We start from the raw sequence: 25,883 nt of genomic DNA, 5'->3' as shown, positions 1-25,883 counted from the left end.
ATTATTCTTTAATTCTTTAATTCTTTAATTCTTTAATTCTTTAATTCTTTAATTCTTTAATTCTTACTTATAAATCACACGGCGAAAGCACCATCTACAAATCACTTTTTACTTTATGTATGAAATAACTTAATCGAATCAAGCTTATTAATAACATAGCAGCCATTAAGTTATGGGCTAATGCGATGCTAATAGGAAAATGCCAATATATTAAAATACCCCCTAATAAAATTTGGCAAATTACTGCAATAACAACAAGTACAGCAGCATTTTTAATTTTACTAGTTAGAGCTTGCAGCCAAATACGAATGGCAACAAATACAATCACAGTTGCTGTGACTATGGCCCAAAATCTATGGACTAAATGAATGGATTGACGTGCCTCTGACGATAAAACACCAAATTCATAATTGCTTGCCGAAGATGGAAGTTGAAATACATCCAACAAGGAAAATGTTTGCTGCCAATTACCTGAACATAAAGGTAAACCAACACAATAAGGCGCAGCGTAGTTTGCAGCCAACCACCCCCCCAAAGCAATTTGAATCAGCAATACAACCAAAGCAAATAGACACCAAGAAAAATGACCTATTATTGAGGCCTTTTCTCCTGTTATAGGTTTACTGGTTATACGAAAATATAACAAACTGGATAGGGTTAAGATGGCAAAACCACCCAATAAATGACCCATTACAATTAAAGGCTGTAAGGCCATAGTCACAGTTAACATACCTAATATCGCTTGAAAAATTACCAGTAGAACTAGAAATATGGGTAATTTAAGTGGAGTGATATGTTTTTTTAACTTCGCTGAATTTAAAGACTGATTTTTAAAAAGGTAAAGTGAATACAGCATGATAGCTAATAGCATTAAACCTAAAGTACCAGCAAAATATCTATGGATCATTTCTTTCCAAGCTTTGCCTGATTCTACAACAGCACCAGGGAAGTTTTGTTCAACTAAAGACATGTCACTTAAATGCTTAGGTACTGTTAAAAAACCATAACATCCAGGCCAATCAGGGCAACCTAAACCGGCATCACTTAATCTGGTATAAGCACCTAAACCAACTACCACTACTGCAAATAAACAGCTAAATAAAACTAAAGCCTGATATTTATTTTTAAAATATTGAGATACTTTTTTATTCATTGTTATTAATCCTTCAACTACTTAATATCATTGTTTTTATTTTTAAATCGTTGTGATTATTCCTTTATTGTTTCACTAAGAACTGCGGGCATAATTTAACAGTTTTTTAAGGTCTTTCATCAAACCTTTATTGGTCATTCTATTTATTTGCTCATCATCGGTTATTGGATAAACCAATACCACTAACCCCATATGGTCAACTAAATATAAAGCGTCTTGCTTTAATTGGTTATTGTTATAAACATAGTTTTTAAAGCCATCCTCTGTCAGTTCATCTTTACCTAATAGTACTAAATCTACTTTGCCTTGATTTTTACCTAAGGCTAAGTGAAGGTTTTTTAATTCAGCTCTACGACTTATACACTTTTCATTACATTGTTTTGCTGCAATGTAAGCAATAGACCAAGCCTTTGGTTCTATTTCAGCCCAAGAATCTAACTTTACTTCCTGCGATAAAAACTCTCCCTGGTTAACTGTATTTGTTGGAATTAATTCAAGTTTTAATACTGTATAAGCCAAAACTAATGGCACGATAAAACTGACAATGAAAATAATAATGGTTTTTTTATTTGTCATTTACTTCTCCTATAGGGATCTGTTTATTTAACGCTTTTTGTGTGTTTTTTTGATTGTTATTTTGACTACGTACTGCAAATATGAAAATACCTAAGGCTGCAAATCCTATGAGTAACCATTGCAATGCATAAGCGTGATGTTTTTCTGGCGGCATCACCACACTTTGATAATGTGGTTGAGCCAACGGGTTTTTATCCATAGCATAAGCCATATAACTAACGAGTTGCTGGCTGCTTTGCTCAGTTTGCATGTGAATATCAATAAATTGAATTTGCTTGGGCCAACCTTGCGCTGTAAGCCCTGCATCACTTAAATAAAATCCCGCTAAGTCACCCTGTTTAAGTTGTACATTGATCGTAATTTCTTGTTTGGGTAATTGAATTTTAGGTAGCTGGTTTCGGCTTTCACCTTGCGGTATCCAGCCAAAATTAACTAATAAAGCTTGCTGCTTGTTTACTGGGTTAAAAGGTAAGGAGTTAGAAATTGAAGGATAAAAAATGGTGATCACGTCATAGCCAGCACGACCATTTAATGTTCTGTTATCCAATAACCAATACTTATGACTATCTAGTTTGCCAGTTGTTTTTAACTGTAAACCCGTTTTATTAAAGGTTGCAGGCAAATTATTCAATTTAGCCCAGTCAAGTTCACCTTTATTTTGCATCACTGCAATATAATCTAGTCTTTGTTGTTTATTTTCAGCTCTTTGCATTTGCCATTCAGCTAAATAGAAACATAAAGATACTACCAATATCACCAAAATTAGTGATATAAATGAAAACTGATATTGTTTATTTCTTAAACTAATCAACATAGACACTTCCGGAGAATAAGATGTTAGTTAAAATTATTATTGTTTTATTATTAGTTTTTATCGTATTTAACCTTTTTAAGGCGTTATTTGTTATGTTAAAAAATGACCCTAATGGCCCTTCTATATCTCAACTACTTGGCCGCAGGGTGATGTTTTCTGCTTTAGCTATGGTATGTATTGTTATGGCTATTATGCTTGGGTGGATCACCCCCAATTCAAGCCCCTTTTAATTACGCAGTTAAGACTCCCGCCGTCAGAATTTATTTCTCGTGGGCGGGAATTTATTCGCACTTTTATAAAAGCTAAAATAGCGCGGCTAACGCCCCGTCTGCCAAAAACTTAAATAACATATACAAACATAAACAAAATTAACCACACAACATCTACAAAATGCCAATACCAAGCAGCAGCTAAAAACATGAAATGATTTTTAGCACTAAAATGCCCTTTAAATATTCTAAGCATCACGATAAACAACATAATTGTGCCTAAAGTAACATGCATGCCATGAAAGCCAGTTAACATGAAAAAGGTATTACCATAAATACCCGACTCTAAAGTTAAACCTAAATCATTATATGCATGTATATATTCTTCTACTTGTAAGAATAAAAACCCTACGCCTAGTAATACTGTTAGCATCATAAATACTTTAAGTTGTCCTCGTTTATTTTTCTCTAACGCGACATGAGCAAAATGAATTGTGATTGATGAAGTTAATAGAATTAAGGTATTTATTAATGGCAAACCTTGCCAACCCATCGCCTGAGTTGTTTCACCAGAAGGTGTTGTTAATAGTGGCCAAGCAGCTTCAAAGCCGTTCCATAATACTTCATTGGTCATTGCATTATTATCAGCACCGCCTAACCAAGGTATTGATAACATTCGGGCATAAAATAATGCTCCAAAAAAGGCAAAAAAGAACATGACTTCCGACAAAATAAACCAAGCCATTCCCTGCCTAAAAGAAATATCTAATTGCTTAGAATATAAACCTGCCATAGATTCATCTATCACATTTTTAAACCAACCAAATAACATATAAAGGATAACCGCAACCCCAACTAATAATATGTATTGCCCTGAGCTTGCCTCTTTACCCATTTGCATAACGGTTAAACCTGCACCAACCGCAATAAAAAATAAGCCAACTGCGCCTACAAATGGCCACGGACTTTGTGCTGGTACATAATACTTTTCATATTGTTCTTTCATTTACTTGCTCCTTGGGAAGACCCCATTTGACCGCTTTTTGTAATATCAAATACGGTGTAGGACAAAGTTAATTCTTCAAATTCTAAAGGTAGTGCTGTGTCTATATAAAACATCAAAGCCAAATCAGCCTCTTCACCAGCTTCTAATGCTTGCTGATTAAAACAAAAACATTCAATTTTATGCATGTATTTGGCAGCAAGCCCTGGTGATACAGACGGTACAGCCTGCATCATGCGGCTTACATCACTTTCATTTTTAGCTTTAAACACGACCTTATGCATCGCGCCAGGTTGCACTGAAATAATAGCTTTATCAGCAGATACCTTAAAAGGTGCTTGGTTTTGAATATGAGTAATAAACCCCACATCAACAATACGGCTTTCATCTATAGTACCGCTCACATTAGCTTGCTCTAAACTAGGTTTACCATTGAGCCCAGTGATATCACAAAACACGTCATATAGCGGCACTAATGCAAAAGCAAAACCAAACATACCAATACAGGCAAAAGCTAATTTTCGGATTAATTTCCCCTGACTCGTCATTGGCTAATCCTTTATTCTTGGTGGTGTTTCAAAAGTATGATATGGTGCGGGAGAATCAACCTCCCACTCTAGCCCTTCAGCACCTTCCCATACTTTTGCAGGTACTTTATCGCCACCTTTAATGCACTTATAAACCACAGCTACAAATAGTAATTGTGATAAACCAAATGCAAAACCACCTATACTAATAATGGCGTTAAAATCAGCAAACTGCAGCGCATAATCTGGTACACGACGCGGCATTCCCGCTAAACCAACAAAGTGCATAGGGAAAAACAATACATTTACTGATACTAAAGAAAGCCAGAAATGCCATTTTGCCAGTGCAATATTAAACATATTGCCAGTCCATTTTGGCAGCCAATAATATACTCCTGCCATAATGGAGAATATTGCCCCAGTCACTAATACATAATGGAAATGTGCCACCACAAAATAGGTATCATGGTATTGAAAGTCGGCGGGCGTAATTGCCAACATTAACCCTGAAAACCCCCCTATAGTGAATAACACCACAAACGCAATCGCAAACAACATGGGCACTTCAAAAGTTAAAGAGCCTCGCCACATAGTTGCCACCCAGTTAAAGACTTTCACCCCAGTAGGAACCGAGATCAACATAGTGGTATACATGAAAAATAACTCACCCGCTAACGGCATGCCCGTTGTGAACATATGATGTGCCCAAACGATAAATGATAAAAATGCGATAGAGGCTGTGGCATATACCATAGAGGCATAACCAAAAAGTTTTTTACGAGAAAACGCAGGAATAATTGAAGAGACGATACCAAATGCAGGTAAAATCATAATATAAACTTCAGGGTGACCAAAGAACCAAAATATATGCTGGAACATAACGGGGTCGCCACCGCCCATGGCATTAAAGAAGCTAGTACCAAAATATTTATCGGTCAAAACCATAGTAACAACACCAGCAAGTACCGGCATAACTGCTATTAATAAAAATGCGGTTATTAGCCAAGTCCAAACAAATAATGGCAGCTTCATCCAAGTCATGCCCGGAGCACGCATATTCACTATGGTAACAATCACATTAATTGCGCCCATTATTGAACTTATACCCATTATATGCACTGCAAATACGAATAAAGCGGTATTATCATTACTATATGTTGTTGAAAGTGGTGCGTAAAAAGTCCAACCAAAAGCAGGGCCACCGCCTTCCATAAATAATGATCCAAGTAAAATAGCAAAGGCAAATGGTAAAATCCAAAAGCTCCAGTTATTCATTCTTGGTAGTGCCATATCTGGCGCACCTATCATTAAAGGCACCATCCAGTTAGCTAGACCAACAAAAGCAGGCATGACGGCACCAAACACCATAATAAGACCATGCACAGTTGTCATTTGATTAAAGAAGTGGGGATCGACTAATTGTAAACCAGGCTGAAATAACTCAGCCCGGATCACCATAGCCATGGTGCCACCCACTAAAAACATAACCAATGAAAAGATCAAATACATTGATCCTATATCTTTATGGTTTGTTGTATATAACCAACGTTTAAATCCTTTAGCAGGACCATGATGATCCTCTGCGTGAGCATCATCATGATCTGATATGATCACTCCTTCATGCGCATTTGTTTGCTCTTGAGAATCTTTTTGATCTTGAGTAATTGAGTTCATTATTCATCACCCCCTAATCTGGCTTTAATTTGGCTAGGTTGTACTAAATCACCCGTATCATTACCCCAAGCATTACGCTCATAAGTTACAATTGCAGCTAACTGTTTTAAAGTAAGTTGTTTCGCAAATGCTTGCATTGCCGTCCCAGGCGTACCATGTAAAACCACATCGATATGTGCATTTACATCGCCTAAAGCGATTGGGCTTGCTTTTAATCCTGGGAATACACCTGGAATCCCTAACCCAGTAGGCTGATGACATGCGGCACAGCTAGACATATAAACCTGTTGACCTAAAGTCATTAATTCTTCTTTTGATAAAGTTTGAGATAATAAAGCTTGATCAGCTTGAGCTGCATTTTGTTTTTCTTTCTGACTGTCACTTAACCAGGCATCAAATTCAGCTGGCGCTTTAGCAACAACAACAACAGGCATAAAGCCATGGTCTTTACCACATAGCTCTGCACACTGACCTCTATATGTACCTGGGGTATTTACACGGGTCCAAGCTTCATTAATAAATCCGGGATTAGCATCTTTTTTTACTGCAAAATCAGGTACCCACCATGAGTGGATCACATCATCTGAAGTCATTAAAAAACGTACTTTTTTATCTGTTGGGATCACTAAAGGTTTATCTACTTCAAGTAAATAATGTTCGCCTTTAGTTTCTTTATTGGTAATTTGATCTTGTGAAGTAGACATAATGGAATAGAAATCCACATCTCCCTTTTTACCTTCATAAGTCAGGTATTCATAGTGCCACTTCCACTGAGATCCGGTTATTTTTATGGTCAGATCTGCTTTTGAAGTATCCTCCATAGCAATCAATGCTTTAGTAGCCGGTACTGCCATGCCTATTAATATAATAAAAGGAATTGCAGTCCATAATATTTCTATTTTTGTACTTTCATGAAATTGGGCTGGCTTTGCCCCTTTTGATTTTCTATGACGGAATATAGCCCAAAACATCAGGCCAAAGACAATTATGCCTATCACACAACAAATCATAAAAATGATCATATGCAGTTGATAAACGTTTTCACTTATATCGGTTACTCCAGTTCTCATATTAAGCGAGCTATTTGCAAAACTTAATTGAGGGATAAGCAATATAAGCCACAAGGTAAAGCGCACGACACCCATGTGACATCTCCTTTTATGCTTAAAGCAAAGAAATGGCTAAGATATCAATCGAATAAAACCACCTCAGACCAGGTAATTAAATTAAACTTCAAATGCTTTTTGCCATTTCACTATTATTATTGGTATTTATTTTGATATATTTTTTATTACCGCTTTAAATAAATTTTATTTTAAACAGCTCTATAACCAAATAGTCCATGATTGTTATTTGTGCAAGTTTTAACAAAAAAATAACAAAGATATTTTTGATAAATTTGTTAAATCAGTAAGTTAATTAGAAAAATTCAAGAAGAGGGCTTTAGTGGAAAGCCATAAATGTAAGGGATACAGCCTAAAAAAGGCATATTAATTATTGCAAAACAGTGTTTAATTGATTTTTATTAGCATTAATTGTATTTGAAGAGTTTTGTTTGTAACAATATGATTTTAAAAATAATAAAAAACGCTAATATTCATTTATTCAATAATATTAGCGTTAATGAGTTAGTGTAAATTTATATTACATCCAATCGGCTGTTCTTATAACACCCACCGCTAAACCTTCAATGTCAAAAGACTCACTCTCTAAATCAACTACAATATCAGAAAAGTCTTCGTTTTCAGGATGCAAAAGTACTTGGCTGCCCTTTTTTTCAAAGCGTTTAACGGTTACGTCATCGCCTACACGAGCAACAACAACCTGTCCATTATTGGCAACTTGGGTTTTATGAACCGCTAATAAATCGCCATCCATTATGCCGATATCCCGCATACTCATGCCATTTACACGTAATAAAAAGTCAGCCGCAGGTTTAAATAATTCAGCTGAAACTTCATAATGGCTTTCAACATGCTCTTGTGCAAGTATCGGTGAACCAGCAGCGACCTGACCTATTAAAGGTAAACCAAGTTGCTCAGGTTGTTCTTCTTCAACTACGCGAATACCTCGGCTAGCACCTGGCACCATTTCAATAACACCTTTTTTAGCTAAAGCTTTTAAATGCTCTTCAGCTGCATTTGCACTACGAAACCCGAGAGATTGCGCTATTTCAGCCCTTGTAGGAGGCATACCGGTATCTTTGATAAATACCTTAATTAGTTCTAAAATTTGTGTTTGTCGTTTTGTTAACGGTCGCATACAACTGGGTTTCCATACAGTACATGTTACTGTGAGTATATACAGTTATTTTGAAATGGCAAACAAGTATTTAAAAGATATTTTACTCTTGATAAAGCTTAATGGTCTGTCCAGTTCTATAATAAATGTTGAATTACTGATATCCTTGCGCAAACTTTTTTCTTAGGTGGACCAATGGCGTTTTTTTCTTTTATAAATACAGGATTTAACTTTCTAGCAAAGTTAACAAATAGCATTTTTGTAAAAAGCAAATTACTTCCTGAAGACCCTTGCTCACAATTAGGCCTTAAAACCAATTTGCCGACCTTTTACATTACAAGACTTAATTCTCACAGCGATTTAGCTGCGTTAGGTCATCAATGTAAAAAGCTAGGTTTACCTAACCCAAGAAAAAATCAGATCTTAGGTGACTACTCGCTGCCAAGCTTAATCCCATTATCAAATCCGGCGCCTTTATTTGGCTCAAAAAGAAAAAAAACAAATGCGTTAGAGCAAGGTGAAATAATATTTAAAGCTTTGCGAGAAAACCCAGAACAAACGGTGCAAATTATTCCAGTCACCATATTATGGGGCAGAGATCCAGGTAAAGAAAAGCCAGGTTTAGGTACTTTATTATCGCACTCTTTAAGTCCTAGCTGGCTAAGAAAGTTACTCGTTGTAATATTTTCTGGTAGAGATAACATGATTCGCTTTAGCCAAGCTGTTGATGCAAGAGAGTTACTCAATAAAAAACATGCTACCGATGATTTACCTCATAAATTAATTCGTGTTGCACGTGCACATTTTCAACGTCAAAAGCTTGCTGCAACAGGCCCTAAGCTTCCTTCTAAAGATAAGCTATTTAGAGGCCTTTTAGCCTCAAAGAACATCAAAAAAGCCATTGCAGATGAAGCTAAAAGTAAGAATATCAGTAATGAAAAAGCACAAGAAAACGCTTTAAAGCAACTCAATGAAATTGCAGCCAATTATAACGATGCAGTGATACGCGTTTTTGCCAGAATATTAACTTGGTTATGGAACAAACTTTATAATGGCATTGACGTTAGAAATATTGAGCAAGTTAATGAGTTAACGCAAAAAGGTCACGAAATAATTTATGTCCCTTGCCATCGAAGTCATATGGATTATTTATTATTAACCCATGCGATCTACCAACAAGGGTTAGTACCACCACATATCGCAGCAGGTGTTAACCTTAACTTTTGGCCTGCAGGACCTATATTTAGACGATGTGGCGCCTTTTTTATTCGTCGTTCATTTAAAGGTAATAAACTTTATTCTAGTATTTTTAAAGAATACCTTTTCCAGTTATTTAACAAAGGTCATTCAGTTAAATTTTACACTGAAGGCGGTCGCAGTAGAACAGGCAGGTTACTAGCACCTAAAACCGGCATGTTAGCTATGACGATACAAGCTATGCTTAGAGACTTAGATAGACCGGTTTCTATCGTGCCTGTTTATATCGGTTATGAGCATGTTATGGAAGTAAGCACTTACCTAAAAGAACTTGCTGGTGACAATAAAAAGAACGAATCTGTATTTGGTATTTTTAAGGCCATTAAAAACCTTAAAAATTATGGCCGAGGTTATGTAAATTTTGCTGAACCTATCAATGTGAATCAATTTTTAAATGATAACCAACCTAATTGGCGAGATTCAATTAGCGATGATGATTCAATCAAACCGCAATGGTTAGGGAGCCAAGTAAGCGATTTATCACAAGAAATCATGGTGAACATTAATAACGCTGCGGCATTAAATTCTATCAATTTATTAGCTTTAATATTATTAAATAGCGATAAACATGCTTTAAGTAAACCAGAAGTGATTACTCAATTAAAGTTGTATTTAAACCTACAAGCTAATGCACCTTATACAGACAGAGTAACGCAACCTAATGAAGATGCACATGCGCTACTTGAGCATGCACTTAAATTAAACAAGCTCAACTTATTACAAGATTCATTTGGTGATATTGTTGCGATTAAAGATAAAGAAAAAGTCTTATTAAACTACTACAGAAACAACGTAATCCATTTGTTTTGTGTACCTAGCTTATTAGCGCGTTTTATTTTGCAACAACAAAAAACGGATATTCAAAGCTGTAAAGCGCTAGTAGAAAAACTATATCCTTTATTTTCTGCTGAATGGTTCTTAAAACCACTCGCCGATGACTATGTTGAAACAATTTTAAATAACTTAAATGCGCAAGGATTAATTGAAGTCATTGGGAACGGTATATCTCTTATTAGTGATTCTAGCAGTGCCTATTTTCAGTTAGATTTATTAAGCCGTATTATTGACTGCACTTTGCAAAGATACGCAGTTGTATTAGGTTTAATTCCAAAATCATCTGGCATTAGTCGAGCTAAATTAGAAACCAGTAGTCAAAACTTAGCGCAAAGGCTCAGTTTGTTACATGGCATTAAAACACCTGAATTCTTTGATAAAAAGGTTTTAAGTAGTTTTATTTTAGGCTTAAAAGAAAATGAATTATTAGAAGTTGATCATAATAATGATTTTCAATCGGGTACTAAATTATTTGCGCTTTATGATGCTGTTACACATTTACTTTCACCAAATGTTTTACAGTCAATAGAACTGACTACATCTCAACATAACGATAAGTGCATAGGCTAACTAACTCATTAAGTAGCATTTGATAAATATAGGGCTTATTTGCCCTATTTTTATTTATATTTCAATATCAATTCTGATAGTTACCTTTGACGTATCAAGCCTTCCTGCATAGTTGACGCTATTAATACGCCATCCTGATTAAAAAACTGACCTCTTACTAACCCTCTGCCACCACTCGCTGAAGGGCTATCAACTGCATATAAGATCCATTCATCCATTCTAAACTCTCTATGAAACCACATCGCATGATCTATAGTCGCAACTTGCATATTTGGCTGCATAAAAGACAATCCATGTGGTTGCAATGCGGTTGGTAAAAACTCAAAATCCGACGCATACGCTAATAAGTATTTATGAATGCGAGGATCATTTGGCATTTCACCATTCGCTTTAAACCACACATACCTATTTGCTAAAGTGACTTCGGGTTTAAATGGACTTTGAAAATTAACAGGCCTCATTTCAATCGGTTTATCACATAATACTTTGTCTCTTATTTTCTCAGGGATCAAATTGGCATTTTCGCGATAAAACTCTAATGATGAACGTAAGTTTTCGGGTCCTGGTACATTAGGCATAGATGCTTGATGCGTTACTCCAGGCTCTTCATTATGAAATGAGACTGTCATATAAAATATCGGTTTACCATTTTGAATCGCTTTTACTCTTCGCGTGCTAAAGCTTTTACCATCTCTAATATTTTCGACATCATATACGATAGGTTTAGCGGCATCACCAGGGCGTAAAAAATAGGAATGAAGTGAATGTACCAACCTTTCTTCAACAACTGTTTCCTTTGCAGCTGATAAAGCCTGCCCCATGACTTGTCCGCCAAAAACAGCTTTAAAACCTAAATCTTGGCTATCACCACGGTAAAGCCCTTCCTCTATGGTTTCTAAATCCAATAATGATAATAAATCATCTAATATTTGACTCATAACTTATACCTTAATTTTGATCTAAATATTGCTGAAATGCGATGTCTACTAAAGGTTTACTATATAAATAACCTTGACCGTATGGACAGCTTCGCGACTTCAAAAACACTGCTTGAGCTTGAGTTTCTACACCTTCAGCAATCACCTCTAATTGTAAGCTTTTAGCCATAGATAAAATACCTTCTATCAAGGCCCTACTTTCCTTATCTAATACGAGATCCATCACAAAAGACTTATCTATTTTCAAATAATTAATTGGAAATTTTTTCAAATAACTTAATGATGAGTAACCTGTACCAAAATCATCTATAGATAATGAAACCCCCAACGCCCTTAATTGTTCTAACTGGCTCAATGTTGATTCATCATCATTAACTAATAAGCTTTCTGTGATTTCTAATGTGAGTCTTGAGGCTGGCAATCCTGTTTCAAATAAAGTTTGTTTTACTAACTGAGTAATATCTTGTTTTTTAAATTGGTAACTAGATAAATTGACCGAAATCGATGGCGCGGTTTCCTGTCTAGTTGTAACCCAAGTCATAGCGACTTTACATGCTTCCTTTAATACCCACTCACCGATGGGAATTATTAAACCGACATCTTCAGCTAACGGAATAAACTCATCCGGTGAGATAAAGCCAAACTCGCTATTTTTCCAGCGTATCAGCGCTTCACAACTGGTAACTTCACCTGTTTCGAAATTAATAATAGGTTGAAAATTTAAAAACAATTCATTATTTTTTAGTGCATAGTGCAAGGCTTGCTCTAACGCTCTTCTACGCTGCGCATCAACATCCATTTCATGGGTAAAAAAGTAACTGGCATTACGCCCTTTTTCTTTCGCTTTATACATCGCACTGTCTGCATTTCTTAATAAAGTTTCCGTATCAGTGCCATTTTCAGGGTAAATTGTTATACCAATACTTGCTGATATGAAAGCATTTTTACCTTCTAAGTCATATGGTTGAGATAAGGAAGCTAAAAGCTTATTAACGACAGATTCGACACTATGTAATTCATCTATATCAGGTAATACTAAAGCAAATTCATCACCGCCCAACCTTGCCACTGTATCGGATTTTCTGAGGTTTTTATTAATTCGATTTCCAGCTTCAATTAATAATAAATCACCGGCAGCATGACCAAAGGTATCATTTACATATTTAAATCTATCTAAGTCGATAAAAAGTAAAGCCACCAGCTTATTTTTTCTTTTGGCTCGTTCAATACTGCGAGAAAAATGCTCGATAAATAAACCTCTATTTGCAAGTCCTGTTAAAGAATCAAAATTAGCTTGCTTCCAGATACGTTGCTCATCCGCTTTTCTTTGCGTGATATCGCTAAATAAAAAAACATATCCTTCAACGCGATTATTAGGGTCTTTCATCGTTGATATAGCTAACCATTGTAAGTATTTTTCACCATTTTTTTGCTCGCTACAAAGTTCTCCTTGCCAACTTCCTTGATTCTTTAATATGGTAAAAATATTTTTTAAATAGCTTTCATCTTCCGAGGTAAATTTAAATTGAGTTAAATTTTGATTAATCACCTCACTTGCCAAATAGCCTGTTATGTCACTAAAAGCACTATTCACTTTTATAATTTTATTGTGTGTATTAGTGATCATCACAGCTTCATTTGCAGTTTCAAATACACCTGCAGCAAGTCTTAATTCTTTTTCATTTTGTATCAGTGTTTTTCTAGATGAATTAACATGACGTAATGCAATTATGAGCACTACAATTAAAGATAATAGAAATATTGTAGCGGCGGAAAAAATTAAAATTAGGAGCTCATTTTGATTTTTAATTTCTGTAGTTTGTACTTCAACCATTTTTTCAAGCTGAGTTTGATAATGCCACAGATCGGTTTCTAATCCTCTTTCTTTAGAAATATCTCTGATAATAGAATAAAGTAAAGTTTTACCATCAAAATTGAGTGGCACAGAATACACTTCAACGGTTTTAATTTCTAAATTTGCTAATCTATGCCTGAATATAAAAAAATTACGTCCTTCTTTTTCCGCTAGTAACCTTTCATCAGAAACTTGCTTTGCAGTCAGGGTATTTATTTGTTGAATAGACATTGATTGTAATTGTTTTTGACTATAGCCATAAAACTGCACAGCCGCGTTATTAGCATGTCTAATATCTCCATTTCTGGGATCAATTAAAAGCATAATTGAGTTATGTTTATTGAAGAATTCCCAAAATGTAGGCGTAGCCACAGCCTGAAAAGGCATAAGAATAATCAATAATGAACACAGAGCAATCGAAGATAAATGCTTCATAAATAATATATAAACCTAATAATAAAAATATAGAACTAAAGTGTTATGTCTAAATAACTTCACAAATCACAAAGGAAGCTCTCTTCTCATTAACGTTTGTTTTAGAACAATTGTTGACTCAATACTTGATACATACTTTAAACTACCTAAGGATTTTTTAACAAACACTTCGTAACTATGCAAATCTGACGCGACTATCTTTAAAATATAATCATGGGCACCAGAGACAATTGAACATTCAATTACTTCATTAAATTCAAGTATGGCACCTTCAAACCCTTGTGCATAAACATCTGAACTTTCGGCTAATTTAACGGCAGCATAAACCAATACATCTAAACCAACAGATTGTGGGTTTAATTGGACACCATAACCAGTGATCACTCCTATTTTTTCTAATTTACGAATTCGCCTTAGACATGGTGTATCGGACAAACCGATTTTTTCACCAAGCTGTGAAATCGCAATACGCCCTTTTTTTTGTAAAATCCGCAAAATACTTAAATCTGTTTTATCTAAATCAGCTTTCATTTTTATTCTTAGTGGATTTCGATAATTAATATAATATTTATACCTTATTTCACTCTTTTTAAGCAAAATAAAAGTGATTTTTAATGAAATGCTATTTTGTAGCCATGCTATCTTTTAATAAGTCACCGCTTATAAAAAAGAGTCTAATATGACCAATAATACACAAGCTTTCGATAACTGGATTAGAACACGATTTGTTACTTTAAATTCCGCACTAGAATCGCAATATTGGCAGCAACAAGATAAAGCGAATATTGAAGGTATAGGAAAAAGTGAAAAAAATGCACTGGAGCAAGAAGGCAAAGCTTTAATAAAAACCCTTTTAAAAGAAGGCAATACCGATGAAGGTTTTGATAATGCTTTTGATTTATTAGGTAACGTTGGTTTATATATGGCCGCATGTCGCCGTCATGAAATAACAGAACCAAGTAGAGAGCGAAGCTCCCCATTAATAGAAGCATCAGCTTTAGCGATGCATATAGGTGCATCAATTGGAGTCACACCTAGATTTGCAACCGCGCACTTAACAACTCACAATAAATCTATTAATGGCATTTATAAACGCTTTACCGACCTAGCCTGTGAAAAACTGTTTGTTGATTACAATACCAAATCTATTTTAGCCTACAAACGTGCATCCGATGCCTTACTAAAAATTCAACCTTTGGGCATTTCTCATCCTATTACTTTTGATTTATTAAACGTAGCAAAAACAGCGCTGCAAGACGTTATTAATTCAAATAAAACATTATTCAATAAACTTGATACAGAAGAGTTTTTTTATCAAGTAAGGCCATATTACAAACCTTACCGTGTCGGCTCTCAAGTATATCGAGGCGCTAACGCAGGTGATTTTGCAGGTATAAATGTAATAGATATGTCATTAGGTTTATGTTTTGCCAATGATCCTGATTACTCACAAATGTTAGTAGATAAGTTTTTATATATGATGCCAGAAGATCAGCGTATTTTACGTGAGTGTATGTGTAAAACGAGTTTAATGGATGATTTTTTAGCGCAATCACAACATCATCAAGCAAGTTGGTATCAAGAGAACCTTAAACTATTCTTAAAAGTATGTGATAGACATGGACAAACAGCGATTCAACATCATGATCAATTGGTTAATAAGTACATTTCCAACCCCGCTATCACCATGGAGCAGCAACATATGGATAAGGTGACTGCCAGCGGACCTCCGTTAACTGTACTGCTTAATACCTTAGAAAATTTACGAGATAAACGCGCAGCCTTTAACCGCACAGATATAAGAACCTGTTATGCAGATATTCAAAGGCTTAAAGCAACTTTAAATACGGTATAGACTAAATCATGAATTTTAAAAATGACTTTATACTCAGTAATACTAATTACTTACTCAATCATTCGGTTGGCCGCCCTTTAATAACAGCACAAAGTGCTTTTCAAGATGCTTTTTTAGATCCTTGGCAAAATAGTGGCCGTGAACCTTGGGGTGCATGGCTAACAATTATTGACGACTTTCGTAACGCTTTAGGAAAAATGTTTAATGCGCCAATGACTGAATTTTGTCCACAAGTAAACCTCTCTAGCGCTTTAACAAAAGTATTAATGTCACTAGAGGTATTACAAAAAAAATCTGTTGTTATTTTATTAAGCGAAAGCGACTTCCCTAGTATGGGTTTTGCTTTTAAAAAAACATTACTTGAGCATTGTGAACTCAGGTTTATAGCAAAAGAGTGCGATATAACCGATATAGATGTTTGGCAATCTCATCTATCAGAAGATGTTGATTTAGCGTTTATTAGTCATGCGTATTCCAATACAGGAGAGCAAGCCCCTCTAGATGACATATTATCACGGTGTCAAAATTTAAATATATTAACAATTCTAGATATTGCACAATCAGCGGGTATACTCCCATTAGATTTACAAAAACAAAGACCCGATTTTATGCTTGGCTCTAGCGTCAAGTGGTTATGTGGTGGTCCTGGCGCAGCCTATTTATGGGTTAACCCAAAACGTTTAGAAGAGTGCAAACCTAAAGATGTTGGTTGGTTTTCTCATGAGAATCCGTTTGAATTTGATATTCATCACTTTGATTACCACAATAGTGCATTAAAATTTTGGGGCGGCACCCCCTCTATTACACCATTTGCAATTGCAACTCATAGCATTGAGTATTTTTCAGATATAGGCGCTTTAACATCACGAAAACATAATCAAAAATTGATAGATCTTGTAGCAAAGGAGTTTGATAGCGAATTTGTATCACCAAAAGATCAGAGTAAACGCAGTGGTACGCTCATTTTAGATTTTAAAGATAGACAAGAAAGCATTCTGCTTGCACTGCACAATAACAATATTAGTGTTGATAGTAGAAGTTTAGGAATTCGTATTTCACCCCATATTTATAATGATGAAAATGATATTGATCAGCTTATATCAGCAATAAAAAATGCCAGTTAAGCGCTAATTGAAAACAAAAAAAGCCAGGATAACCTGGCCTTTGGGGAAACTTGATATATTTATATTTAGAAGTTTACAGTTACTTCATTAGAACATGCGCTTGAAGCATCACAAATCTTATAAATGAATTGTGAACCTTCAACACGACGCTCTCTATCTCGGTAAATACCGTTATTTGCTACAGTCGCAATTTTTTCACCATTACGGTAAACATCAACCATCTCAGCAGGGCTTCCTTGGTAAGTAATATCAACACGTAAGTTGCCTAAACGAGATTTATAAGCGCGCTTAACAGCTAACTCAATATCTACATCAGAAACAACAACTGACATTGTTTTACTATCACTCATGCCTTCAGCATCAGTAGTAGTCAGTGTCACGTCATATGTACCCGCTTGAGCGTATGTATGCATTGGATTTTGCTCTGTTGATGTATTTGCATCACCAAAATTCCAACCCCAGCTTACAATGTCATTATTTGCATCGTAACTTGTATCTGTAAAGCTAACGCTCAAGTAGTTAACTGCCGCATCAAAATCAGCATTTGGTGCTGCTGGGCCAACTTCACCTAAAGCAGAAAAAGACACTGACCAATTATTTAAACTACCCGTATCTTCTGCATAAGTATCAACAATATGTAATGTCCAATCACCTAATGTCGACTCACCATTAAACGCCGAAGAAGTGAAGCTTTGATTAATATCATCTGCACTGCCGCCCGCTTTATTGTGTAATGTTGCAGTTGTGCCAGCTGGCGAAGTTAAAGTAACAACTAAATCAGCTATATATGTATGGCTAATGTTTAGGTATGTACTTGAATCAAATATCGTTAAATCATCTGCAATTGTTAATACAGATGAGACACCTTCAGGTGCATTATCTGGGATCGCAGCAGGTGTATCATTTGTATAAGTGAAATCATTTAAACCTTGAGGGTTAACATATAAACCTAATGTTTTAGATTTTACTAACTCACCACTGGTTGCAGTCACTTCAAACTCATAAGCACCCCATTGTGTATCAGCTGTCGTTGGTACTGTTACTTGGAAACTTTCGCCTGGGCTCACTGTTGTTGAAGAAAGCACAGCACCTTCTAAATTACCAGTCAGAGCTAATGAAACAACACCTTCCCACTCTGCAATTGAACCAACATCAAACGTATAAGTTGCTGTTTCACCAGCCGTTAAATTAACGTTAGCAGGTGTTACTGATAGCTTAAATCCAGGAGTCGGATCAGCATCTAATAACGCTGTATGAACATTCAAACGTTTACCAGAAACAGTCTTACCTGTTAAAGCAGCATTATCATCACCGCTATTCATTAATAATGACTTAAGCTCATTCGTTGTTAAGTCTGGATTAACTGATAGTACAAGTGCAGCAGCACCAGCAACATGAGGTGTTGCCATAGATGTACCAGAGAAAGAATCATAACCGCCGCCTGGCACAGTTGATAAAATAGCAGAACCAGGTGCACCCATATCAACTGTTGTTAAACCCCATTGAGAAAAACCAGACATAGAATCGCTAGAAGTCGTACTTGCTACCGCTAAAATGCTTTCATGAGAATAACCTGATGGGTATGAATCATTTACGTCATTATCGACAGCACTATTACCTGCAGCTGCTACAAATAAGATATCTGCTTGCTCAGATGCGGTAATTGCATCAGATAAAGCTTGGCTAAAACCACCACCGCCCCAACTATTATTCAGTACGCGAAGGTTTACACCACTATTTTTTAAATCAACCATATAGTCGATACATTTAATAGCATCTGATGAAGAACCAGAGCCAGAAGCATCTAAGAACTTACAACCTGTGATTGCAACTTCATGGTTAACACCTACAACACCTAAGCCATTATTACCTGATGCACCAATTGTTCCAGCGACATGTGTACCATGGCCATTATCATCCATAGGATCACCTGCATTTGTGATAGCATTAATACCATGTACATCATCTACATAGCCATTACCATCATTATCAATGCCGTCACCTGCAATCTCGCCAGGATTAACCCATGCATTAGCAATTAAATCAGGGTGAGTATGATCAACACCAGTATCAATGACACCAACAACAATACTGCTATCACCTGTAGAAATATCCCATGCTTCTGGAGCATCAATATCGGCATCATCTACACCACCAGTTTGTCCAGTATTATGCATACCCCATAACTCTGAAAAGCTGCTATCGTCAGGCATAACATTAGCTTTAACAATGTAATCAGGCTCTGCATAAAGTACTGCAGGATCTTTACGAACTTTAGCTAGTGCATCTTTAACAGACATTTTATCTAGCTCATAGTTAGCCATACGACCATTTAAAATATTACTGTATTTATCATCAACTTCATCATTATTGATGTCTGAAATTTTAGCTAATACTAAATTTCTTACAGCTCGGCGATTAGATGCTGTCGCTTCTTTTTTATAAACAACGATTAAAGAATCATGTTTGTATGCGTCTTGATTTGATGCACTGATCTCAACAGAAGCGTTTGCTAATGCAGGAATTAACGCTAAAGTTAGCGCTGATAATTTATATTTCATGTTTAAATCCATAATAATATTGTCCAGTTAACGGACTATTAAACAGATCCTTCACATTAAAACTTACAAACTTAAATATATGGAATTGAGCAACCCTTACACTTTAATCATATTCAAGTTTACAAATCTAGACTAAAAACTAAAAACACAACTTTTCTGGTATAAAATAATTTCCCGACTGTTGTTTTTTAGCACTTTTTTAGTACCAAATATCCAAGTAAATTCAAAATACAAATATCACCCTTTTTTATGATAATAATATCCACTTTAAATTTATAACAATGCAAGCCATTAATATTATTCAAAAAAATATAAATACAAAATTTAGGTGATATTCAAAATGAATATAAGATATTACAGTTTTTAGCGAACTGAAGTACTTGATGGTAAGAAAAATGAAACTAATAAGTAAAAATAATAACAATCGTAAAATACATTATAAGCAATCTAATATCGCTTTAATTACGGCACCTTTACTTCTTATAAATTCATTTTTTTGTCATGCAAACGACCTTATCTCTGGTACTGATTTACAAGACTCTCCTTTGTCATTAAGCCTTACAACTAGCTTAGCAGTAACGATTAATAACAGTGTTCAACACTTAGTAATTAATCAATATGGAATAAAAAACCAAGTAATGGTTAATCAAGCGGCGGATATGGTTAACGATATAAACATTATTCAAAACGGTATGCACAATAAGGCTAACGTAGTCCAATCGGGCGCTAATAATACAGTCAACCTCTTGCAACAAGGTGACGGTAATTTAGTAGATGTTATCCAAGAAGGTGACGCCAATATCGCCAACATAAAACAAACAGGTGAACAAACTTTTATCGTTCATCAAATTGGCAATGAAATGCTAGTCAATATTACACAATATTAAAACTAGAACGGAGAATACGGTGAAATTACAAAAATCAATTATAACAGCTGCTGTACTTGTAGCATTAAGTGCAAGTCATTCAGCAACCGCTGCAGAAAAAGAAACAAAAAAAACAGCTAACCCAATAAACACACAATTAATGGCAAATGCAGCTGGCAATGTAATTATCTTATCGCAAACATCAGATACTGGAGCAGTTTTTGGCAATGACGTTACCTTAGTACAAGAAGGTGATCTAAATGGCATAAGTGCAACGATTAACGGTGAAAACAATACAACTGAAGTAGTTCAGATTGGGTCTGATAATATTGCAATTAGCTCAGCTTTAGGTAAAAGCAATACACAGATAATAAACCAAGAAGGTATCAATAACCAATTACAAACAACTATTGAGGGCAGTGAAAATACGTTAACACTAACTCAAGCAGGTGAAGGCTATTTAGGTCTAGGTAATAAATCTATTAACACTATCACAGGTAATGATAATGAAATTACCATGGAACAAGGCGATGGTGGTCATTGGTCATATAATAGTAATCTGAATGGTAATGCTAATACAATTGAAACAAAACAATCAGGCCAATGGAATGAAACCTATTTAGATAGTGTTGCTGGCGATGATAATACGATTGAAGTTGAACAAGACGGATATTGGAATGTCACTCAAGTCACAGATATTCAAGGCAATACAAATGAGTTAGACTTTGTACAAGATGGCGACCGCAATCGAATTACGATTGCTGAAGTAACTGGTGATGAAAACGAAATCGAAATTGACCAAGACGGTAATTACAATGAAGTTACATCTAATATCTTCACTGGCACCGACAATGAAGTTTCTGTAAATCAAACTGGTGATGATAATGTAGCAACATTTGATGTAATAGGTGATGAAAATAACTTTAGCTTCACACAAGCTGGCATGGAAAATACGGCATATATTGGTGGTTTAGGCCAAGATAATAGCTTTTCAGTTACGCAAGCTGGTGATTTAAATGAAGGCCATATTGTTAACTTTAATGGCGATAGCAACGATATTGATGTTATCCAAGCCGGTGATGAAAATGTAGCTGTTGTTCAAGCTTCTGCTGATAACAATGCGTTAACTGCTGACAATAATGATATCACTGTAAGCCAAGCTGGAGACATGAATGATGCCGTTATTAATATGAGCACAATCTTAGATAGCAATGATAATACTATCAATGTTGCACAAGACGGTGATTTAAACGCACTTGATATTTTAGTTGAAGGTAGTGGCCATAGTATTGATATTGCACAAGCTGGCGATGAAAACTTAGTTATCGGTAGTAATGGTGATGCTATGTTAATTGGTGGCGCTGATATTACATTAAACATCAGCCAAACAGGCTTAGGTAATGTCGTTGAAGGTTCTATTATTAGTGCCTCTGGTAGTGTTTCAATTACTCAAGTAGGTGATTGGAATAGCGCTACAATTATCCAACAGTAATATTAAATCTTAATAAAGGGGAGAAATCCCCTTTAAATTATTGCTCTTATGAAAAAATTATTTATTTTAATACTTCTTTTTAATCCCTTAACAGTACTTTCAAGTGAAGTAGAAATAGGCGGATTACTATTAGACAATACAAGAAGCCGTCAAGGTCATGAGTTTTTCACTTCTTTTAGTCAACTTTGGCAAGATGTACCAAATACTAACGGTCATGTTGTTGTAATAAAAGAAATTGTGATCCCACGATCTGGTACCCGCTTAACTGTCACTTTAAATAATAAAAATATATTTGTGACACATCTTGGTAGACGACAAAGTCCAATTAAAGATCGCGTAGAACAGGCTGTATTAATTCTAATAGAAGCAATGGCACAATCCCAATTAAGTCAAAGTAATCCTGACTTAGCAACAAATGGATGGTAGTTATGAAAAAATTCATTATCAATCAGGTATATTTAGCATTAGTTATAATACTTCTTTTAGCGTCTCCTTATTCAAAGGCATCTGAATTAGTTTACAAACCAATCAACCCCAGTTTTGGTGGTAACCCTCTTAATGGCAGCTTTTTATTAGGAAAAGCAAGTGCACAAAATAAACACAAAGCACCTGTAGCCAAAAAGTCATACGCTGAAAAATTTCAAGAGTCTCTTGAGCGTGCTTATATCAGTAAAATGGTAAGAGAAATTACAGATCTTGCATTTGGTGAAGAGAGTGATAGTAGTTTATTTGGAGAAGATTCTATTTTTAGTAGTGGTGATTATGAAATTTTAGTACTGACAAGTAATACCGATGCTATAACTGTACAAATCACAAATACAATAACGGGTGAAGTGACAGTTATCGAAATACCTAGGTATGGGGAATAAAAATGAAAACAATCATACTATCACTTACTTTAATATTATCTGGCTGCAGTAGTTTAAGTAATCTTGTACCACCTGACATAACGACAGCAATAAAAATTGAAGAGTCGGAAACTTTTAAAGAACTGAAGTCTTTACCTAAACCTAAAGGCGCAATTCCTGTATCAGTATATGCGTTTAGAGATCAAACAGGCCAATATAAACCGCAAGCAAATGTAAGTTCATTTTCAACAGCAGTAACACAAGGCGCAACCTCTATTTTGATGCAAGCCCTCAGTGACTCTGATTGGTTTTTACCCGTTGAAAGAGAAGGTTTACAAAATATTTTAACTGAGCGAAAAATTACTCGGGCTTCAAATAAAAATAATAAACAAGTTGAATTACCGCCTCTGACGACAGCAAAAATCTTATTAGAAGGCGGAATTATAAGCTATGATTCAAACACTAAAACGGGCGGATTTGGTGCAGAATATTTTGGCATAGGTGCTTCTGAGTTATATAGAGAAGATGTCATCTCAGTATATATGCGTGCTATTGACGTCAGAACAGGGCAAGTACTTGTTTCTGTATCAACCAGCAAGACAGTACTGAGCACTGAAGCAAGAGCTGGATTCTTTCGTTATGTCAGCTTTAAACGTTTAGCAGAAGCGGAGGCAGGCTATACTAGCAACGAACCTATGCATATCTGTGTAAAACAAGCCTTAGAAAAAGCAATTACAGAATTAGTTAAAAAAGGATTAGATAAACGTGTATGGAAAGCACAAGATACTACTGTTTCATAATTACAACATACCCAATATAAATAACCGAGATTAAAAGTAGCATTTAATTGCTACTTTTAAAATTAATTAATGGCTGCGTCTAAATGGCCTGATGATTGTAAAGACCAAGTAATTAATTCAATACGATTTCGTGATTTGGTCTTTCTAAAAATACTATAAATATGGGTTTTAACCGTATTTGTACTTATATTTAGTTGATCAGCTATTTCTTGATTTTGAGACCCTTTTGTCACTAATTTAATAATTGTATTTTCACGTTTGGTAAGCGTTGGAAATACAGATTTTCCTGTAATGCTATTGGAAGGTGATATTGAAGCTTTATTTGACTTGAGTAAATATGAAAAAGCATGATTCATTGATGAGCGTTTAAACCAACGTTCATTATTTTTAATTTGGTTTAACCCTCTTAATATAATATCGGGTCTATCTGAAAGGTAAAAAATACCTTCAAAACCCGCTAACAATAAATGTTTTTCACATAACTGGTCATTTTGGACATTAAATAAAACAATTTTTGACCTTTGTGCTAACTGTAAAATATCATCAGGTATTTTGTTGATCCAATTACAGTCAAATAAATCAATAAAATATATTCCATCAATTTTATTAAGCTGATTATCAACACTCTTATTGTGTTTAAGGACCTTATTTGAACAGGTTGCTATTAAACCGATAAAGCTAGTTAAAGCTACCTTATGAGAGCTGCTATGCAGAGTCTCATCTGATGTAACAATACAAGCTGTATTTATTGTTGCTGTAGAGATCATAAACTTCCTTTGTTAATTATTCACTAACTTAACTGTAATCCAGTGATTACAAATGTACCCCTTATGGGTTTTAGTGTCTATACTTTAATTCAGTCAATTTTTCGTATAAATCAGCGCACTCCCATAAAATAGATAATCAATTCAGCATTTAATAAAAAACGAAAATTACATTCATTCAATAGCTCTCATTTAATAAATTCATCTAATTATTTTTAATTAAATAAACTTAAAATATATTCAGCTTTCATTAAATACAATTTGAGCGTACACTTGTACACTCAAATTAAAAAACTCTACTTTTAAGTACTAAATTTATTTGGAAAAGTATGAACGTCATAGCAACTTATAGTATTAAAGAAGAAGTGGCTAACTCTGTTAGCCATGGGATAGGCGCACTACTGAGTGTTGCTGGATTAACTTTATTATTAATAAATGCGATTGAACAACAGAATATAACTAAGATCATGAGCTTTAGCATTTATGGTTCAAGCCTCATTATTTTGTTTTTAGCATCAACTTTGTACCATGCTTTTAGTGATGAAAAAGTGAAACAGGTATTTAAGCTATTAGATCATTGCGCTATATATTTATTAATAGCCGGCTCTTATACTCCGCTAATGTTAGTAACTTTGAATGGTGCACTTGGTTACGTCATGACAGCACTCATTTGGTTAATTGCACTGGCAGGAATTATTTTCAAAGTTAAATTTGGCAGTCGATTTAAATGGCTTTCTCTATCTACCTATTTAGGAATGGGGTTTATTTCTCTTGCTGTACTACCACAATTACAAAGTAACCTAGCTAGTGAAGGGATAACACTACTCGCATTAGGCGGCTTAATTTACTGCTTAGGTGTTATATTTTATGTGCAAAAGAAAATACCTTTTAATCATGCTATATGGCATTTATTTGTAATAGGAGGCGCAGCCTCTCATTTCTTTATGATCTATCACTATGTTTAAGCTTTTATAAGCAAGTCCCCGAATTCCATTCTACATTATACTCTCAATCACCTATTTTTATTATTAATAACTTATCAATAAAAATAGGTGTACAAACAATTTCTAGTTATAAACATAGCACTGAGAGATTTCTGTATCAGGTTTTTGCTAATTATATAGAGCATAGCCTGCTGGTGAGATATAAACGTAAGCGAGTATTCCCCCTTGCTGACTGTCTAGTGCTTGATTATATAAAACCTATAAACACAAAAAAGCCGATACATTTCTGTATCGGCTTTCTTGTGATTATGAGAGTGGAGCCTGATGTATTGGCATCTTTAGTCTGAATAATATTAAACTCCAAAACGCAAAAAGCCCAACTCATTGAGTTGGGATTTCTACTAATTAGGAGCCTGGCGATGTCCTACTTTCACATGGGAAACCCCACACTATCATCGGCGCTGTTTCGTTTCACTTCTGAGTTCGGCATGGGATCAGGTGGGTCCAAAACGCTATTGTCACCAAGCAAAATCTTTTGATTAT

The 25,883-nt window shown here is 35.1% G+C and carries 23 protein-coding genes and 1 rRNA gene; 10 read left to right on the top strand and 14 right to left on the bottom strand.

The window, feature by feature from the left end:
• Positions 1-94 precede the first annotated feature (94 nt).
• The 3 genes from KO527_RS25545 to KO527_RS25535 form a co-directional block, all read right to left on the bottom strand.
• Positions 95-1,153: a COX15/CtaA family protein gene (locus tag KO527_RS25545; protein ID WP_216043066.1), complete on the bottom strand. Its 1,059-nt coding sequence runs from the start codon at positions 1,151-1,153 to the stop codon at positions 95-97.
• A 75-nt stretch (positions 1,154-1,228) separates the two neighbouring features.
• Positions 1,229-1,729: a transmembrane cytochrome oxidase associated protein gene (locus KO527_RS25540; RefSeq protein WP_216043065.1), complete on the bottom strand. Its 501-nt coding sequence runs from the start codon at positions 1,727-1,729 to the stop codon at positions 1,229-1,231.
• On the bottom strand, positions 1,719-2,543 hold the full coding sequence (locus tag KO527_RS25535) for an SURF1 family protein (protein WP_216043064.1): 825 nt from the start codon (positions 2,541-2,543) through the stop codon (positions 1,719-1,721). Before KO527_RS25535 ends, KO527_RS25540 begins: the two co-directional genes overlap by 11 nt.
• A 20-nt stretch (positions 2,544-2,563) precedes the next feature.
• On the opposite strand from KO527_RS25535, the gene KO527_RS25530 reads away from it, so the two are divergent.
• Entirely contained in the window at positions 2,564-2,773 is a 210-nt protein-coding gene (locus tag KO527_RS25530) for a DUF2909 domain-containing protein (protein ID WP_216043063.1), read from the top strand.
• 109 nt (positions 2,774-2,882) lie between these two features.
• On the opposite strand, the gene KO527_RS25525 is transcribed toward KO527_RS25530, so the two are convergent.
• The 5 genes from KO527_RS25525 to lexA form a co-directional block, all read right to left on the bottom strand.
• Complete coding sequence (locus tag KO527_RS25525; protein WP_216043062.1) at positions 2,883-3,758, bottom strand: cytochrome c oxidase subunit 3; 876 nt, start codon at positions 3,756-3,758, stop codon at positions 2,883-2,885.
• Complete coding sequence (locus KO527_RS25520) at positions 3,755-4,303, bottom strand: cytochrome c oxidase assembly protein (RefSeq protein ID WP_216043061.1); 549 nt, start codon at positions 4,301-4,303, stop codon at positions 3,755-3,757. The genes KO527_RS25525 and KO527_RS25520 overlap by 4 nt, the downstream gene beginning before the upstream one ends.
• Positions 4,304-4,306: 3 nt before the next feature.
• On the bottom strand, positions 4,307-5,956 hold the full coding sequence (ctaD, locus tag KO527_RS25515) for a cytochrome c oxidase subunit I (protein WP_252734126.1): 1,650 nt from the start codon (positions 5,954-5,956) through the stop codon (positions 4,307-4,309).
• Positions 5,956-7,101, bottom strand: coding sequence for a cytochrome c oxidase subunit II (coxB, locus tag KO527_RS25510; RefSeq protein ID WP_216043060.1), 1,146 nt, complete (start codon positions 7,099-7,101; stop codon positions 5,956-5,958). The genes ctaD and coxB overlap by 1 nt, the downstream gene beginning before the upstream one ends.
• A gap of 499 nt (positions 7,102-7,600) precedes the next feature.
• Positions 7,601-8,218, bottom strand: coding sequence for a transcriptional repressor LexA (gene lexA, locus KO527_RS25505; RefSeq protein WP_216043059.1), 618 nt, complete (start codon positions 8,216-8,218; stop codon positions 7,601-7,603).
• Between the two features lie 174 nt (positions 8,219-8,392).
• Here lexA and plsB point away from each other — a divergent pair, with 174 nt between their 5' ends.
• Positions 8,393-10,858 (top strand): glycerol-3-phosphate 1-O-acyltransferase PlsB, encoded by a 2,466-nt coding sequence (plsB, locus tag KO527_RS25500; protein WP_216043058.1) that lies wholly within the window; start codon positions 8,393-8,395, stop codon positions 10,856-10,858.
• An 80-nt stretch (positions 10,859-10,938) separates the two neighbouring features.
• Here plsB and tesB read toward each other — a convergent pair whose 3' ends face one another.
• The 3 genes from tesB to KO527_RS25485 form a co-directional block, all read right to left on the bottom strand.
• The gene (gene tesB, locus KO527_RS25495) at positions 10,939-11,796 is read right to left on the bottom strand and encodes an acyl-CoA thioesterase II (RefSeq protein WP_216043057.1); all 858 of its coding nucleotides are present in this window, start codon (positions 11,794-11,796) and stop codon (positions 10,939-10,941) included.
• A 10-nt stretch (positions 11,797-11,806) separates the two neighbouring features.
• Entirely contained in the window at positions 11,807-14,086 is a 2,280-nt protein-coding gene (locus KO527_RS25490) for an EAL domain-containing protein (RefSeq protein WP_252734125.1), read from the bottom strand.
• Positions 14,087-14,152: 66 nt separating this feature from the next.
• Positions 14,153-14,617 carry an Lrp/AsnC family transcriptional regulator gene (locus KO527_RS25485; RefSeq protein WP_216043056.1) on the bottom strand — a complete coding sequence of 155 codons (465 nt, stop codon included), beginning with the start codon at positions 14,615-14,617 and terminating at the stop codon, positions 14,153-14,155.
• 148 nt (positions 14,618-14,765) lie between these two features.
• Here KO527_RS25485 and KO527_RS25480 point away from each other — a divergent pair, with 148 nt between their 5' ends.
• Complete coding sequence (locus KO527_RS25480) at positions 14,766-15,941, top strand: monodechloroaminopyrrolnitrin synthase PrnB family protein (RefSeq protein ID WP_216043055.1); 1,176 nt, start codon at positions 14,766-14,768, stop codon at positions 15,939-15,941.
• An 8-nt stretch (positions 15,942-15,949) separates the two neighbouring features.
• Positions 15,950-17,065 (top strand): aminotransferase class V-fold PLP-dependent enzyme, encoded by a 1,116-nt coding sequence (locus KO527_RS25475; protein ID WP_216043054.1) that lies wholly within the window; start codon positions 15,950-15,952, stop codon positions 17,063-17,065.
• 65 nt (positions 17,066-17,130) lie between these two features.
• Here the strand turns inward: KO527_RS25475 and KO527_RS25470 are convergent, their stop codons facing one another.
• Positions 17,131-19,626, bottom strand: a complete 2,496-nt coding sequence (locus KO527_RS25470) for a S8 family serine peptidase (RefSeq protein ID WP_216043053.1) — start codon at positions 19,624-19,626, stop codon at positions 17,131-17,133.
• Between the two features lie 395 nt (positions 19,627-20,021).
• Between KO527_RS25470 and KO527_RS25465 the strand changes: the two genes are divergently transcribed.
• Genes KO527_RS25465 through KO527_RS25445 form a run of 5 tightly spaced genes read left to right on the top strand, consistent with a single transcriptional unit; the run spans position 20,022 to position 23,632 of the window.
• A complete protein-coding gene (locus tag KO527_RS25465; RefSeq protein ID WP_216043052.1) occupies positions 20,022-20,513 on the top strand; it encodes a curlin subunit CsgB in 492 nt (163 codons plus the stop codon).
• A 19-nt stretch (positions 20,514-20,532) separates the two neighbouring features.
• Positions 20,533-21,984 (top strand): curlin, encoded by a 1,452-nt coding sequence (locus KO527_RS25460; RefSeq protein ID WP_216043051.1) that lies wholly within the window; start codon positions 20,533-20,535, stop codon positions 21,982-21,984.
• Between the two features lie 48 nt (positions 21,985-22,032).
• Entirely contained in the window at positions 22,033-22,410 is a 378-nt protein-coding gene (locus tag KO527_RS25455) for a curli production assembly/transport protein CsgE (protein WP_216043050.1), read from the top strand.
• Positions 22,404-22,853 (top strand): curli assembly protein CsgF, encoded by a 450-nt coding sequence (locus KO527_RS25450; protein ID WP_216043049.1) that lies wholly within the window; start codon positions 22,404-22,406, stop codon positions 22,851-22,853. Before KO527_RS25455 ends, KO527_RS25450 begins: the two co-directional genes overlap by 7 nt.
• A gap of 2 nt (positions 22,854-22,855) precedes the next feature.
• The gene (locus tag KO527_RS25445) at positions 22,856-23,632 is read left to right on the top strand and encodes a CsgG/HfaB family protein (RefSeq protein WP_216043048.1); all 777 of its coding nucleotides are present in this window, start codon (positions 22,856-22,858) and stop codon (positions 23,630-23,632) included.
• 62 nt (positions 23,633-23,694) lie between these two features.
• Here KO527_RS25445 and KO527_RS25440 read toward each other — a convergent pair whose 3' ends face one another.
• Entirely contained in the window at positions 23,695-24,399 is a 705-nt protein-coding gene (locus KO527_RS25440; RefSeq protein WP_216043047.1) for a response regulator transcription factor, read from the bottom strand.
• A gap of 326 nt (positions 24,400-24,725) precedes the next feature.
• Between KO527_RS25440 and KO527_RS25435 the strand changes: the two genes are divergently transcribed.
• The gene (locus KO527_RS25435; RefSeq protein WP_216043046.1) at positions 24,726-25,361 is read left to right on the top strand and encodes a hemolysin III family protein; all 636 of its coding nucleotides are present in this window, start codon (positions 24,726-24,728) and stop codon (positions 25,359-25,361) included.
• 390 nt (positions 25,362-25,751) lie between these two features.
• Here KO527_RS25435 and rrf read toward each other — a convergent pair.
• Positions 25,752-25,866 (bottom strand): 5S ribosomal RNA (rrf, locus tag KO527_RS25430).
• Between the last annotated feature and the right edge of the window lie 17 nt (positions 25,867-25,883).

It is taken from the genome of Pseudoalteromonas sp. C2R02, assembly GCF_018860845.1.
GTDB lineage: Bacteria > Pseudomonadota > Gammaproteobacteria > Enterobacterales > Alteromonadaceae > Pseudoalteromonas.
The sequence above is the reverse complement of the archived record's forward strand: the minus strand, read 5'-3'. Positions and strand labels throughout refer to the sequence as shown.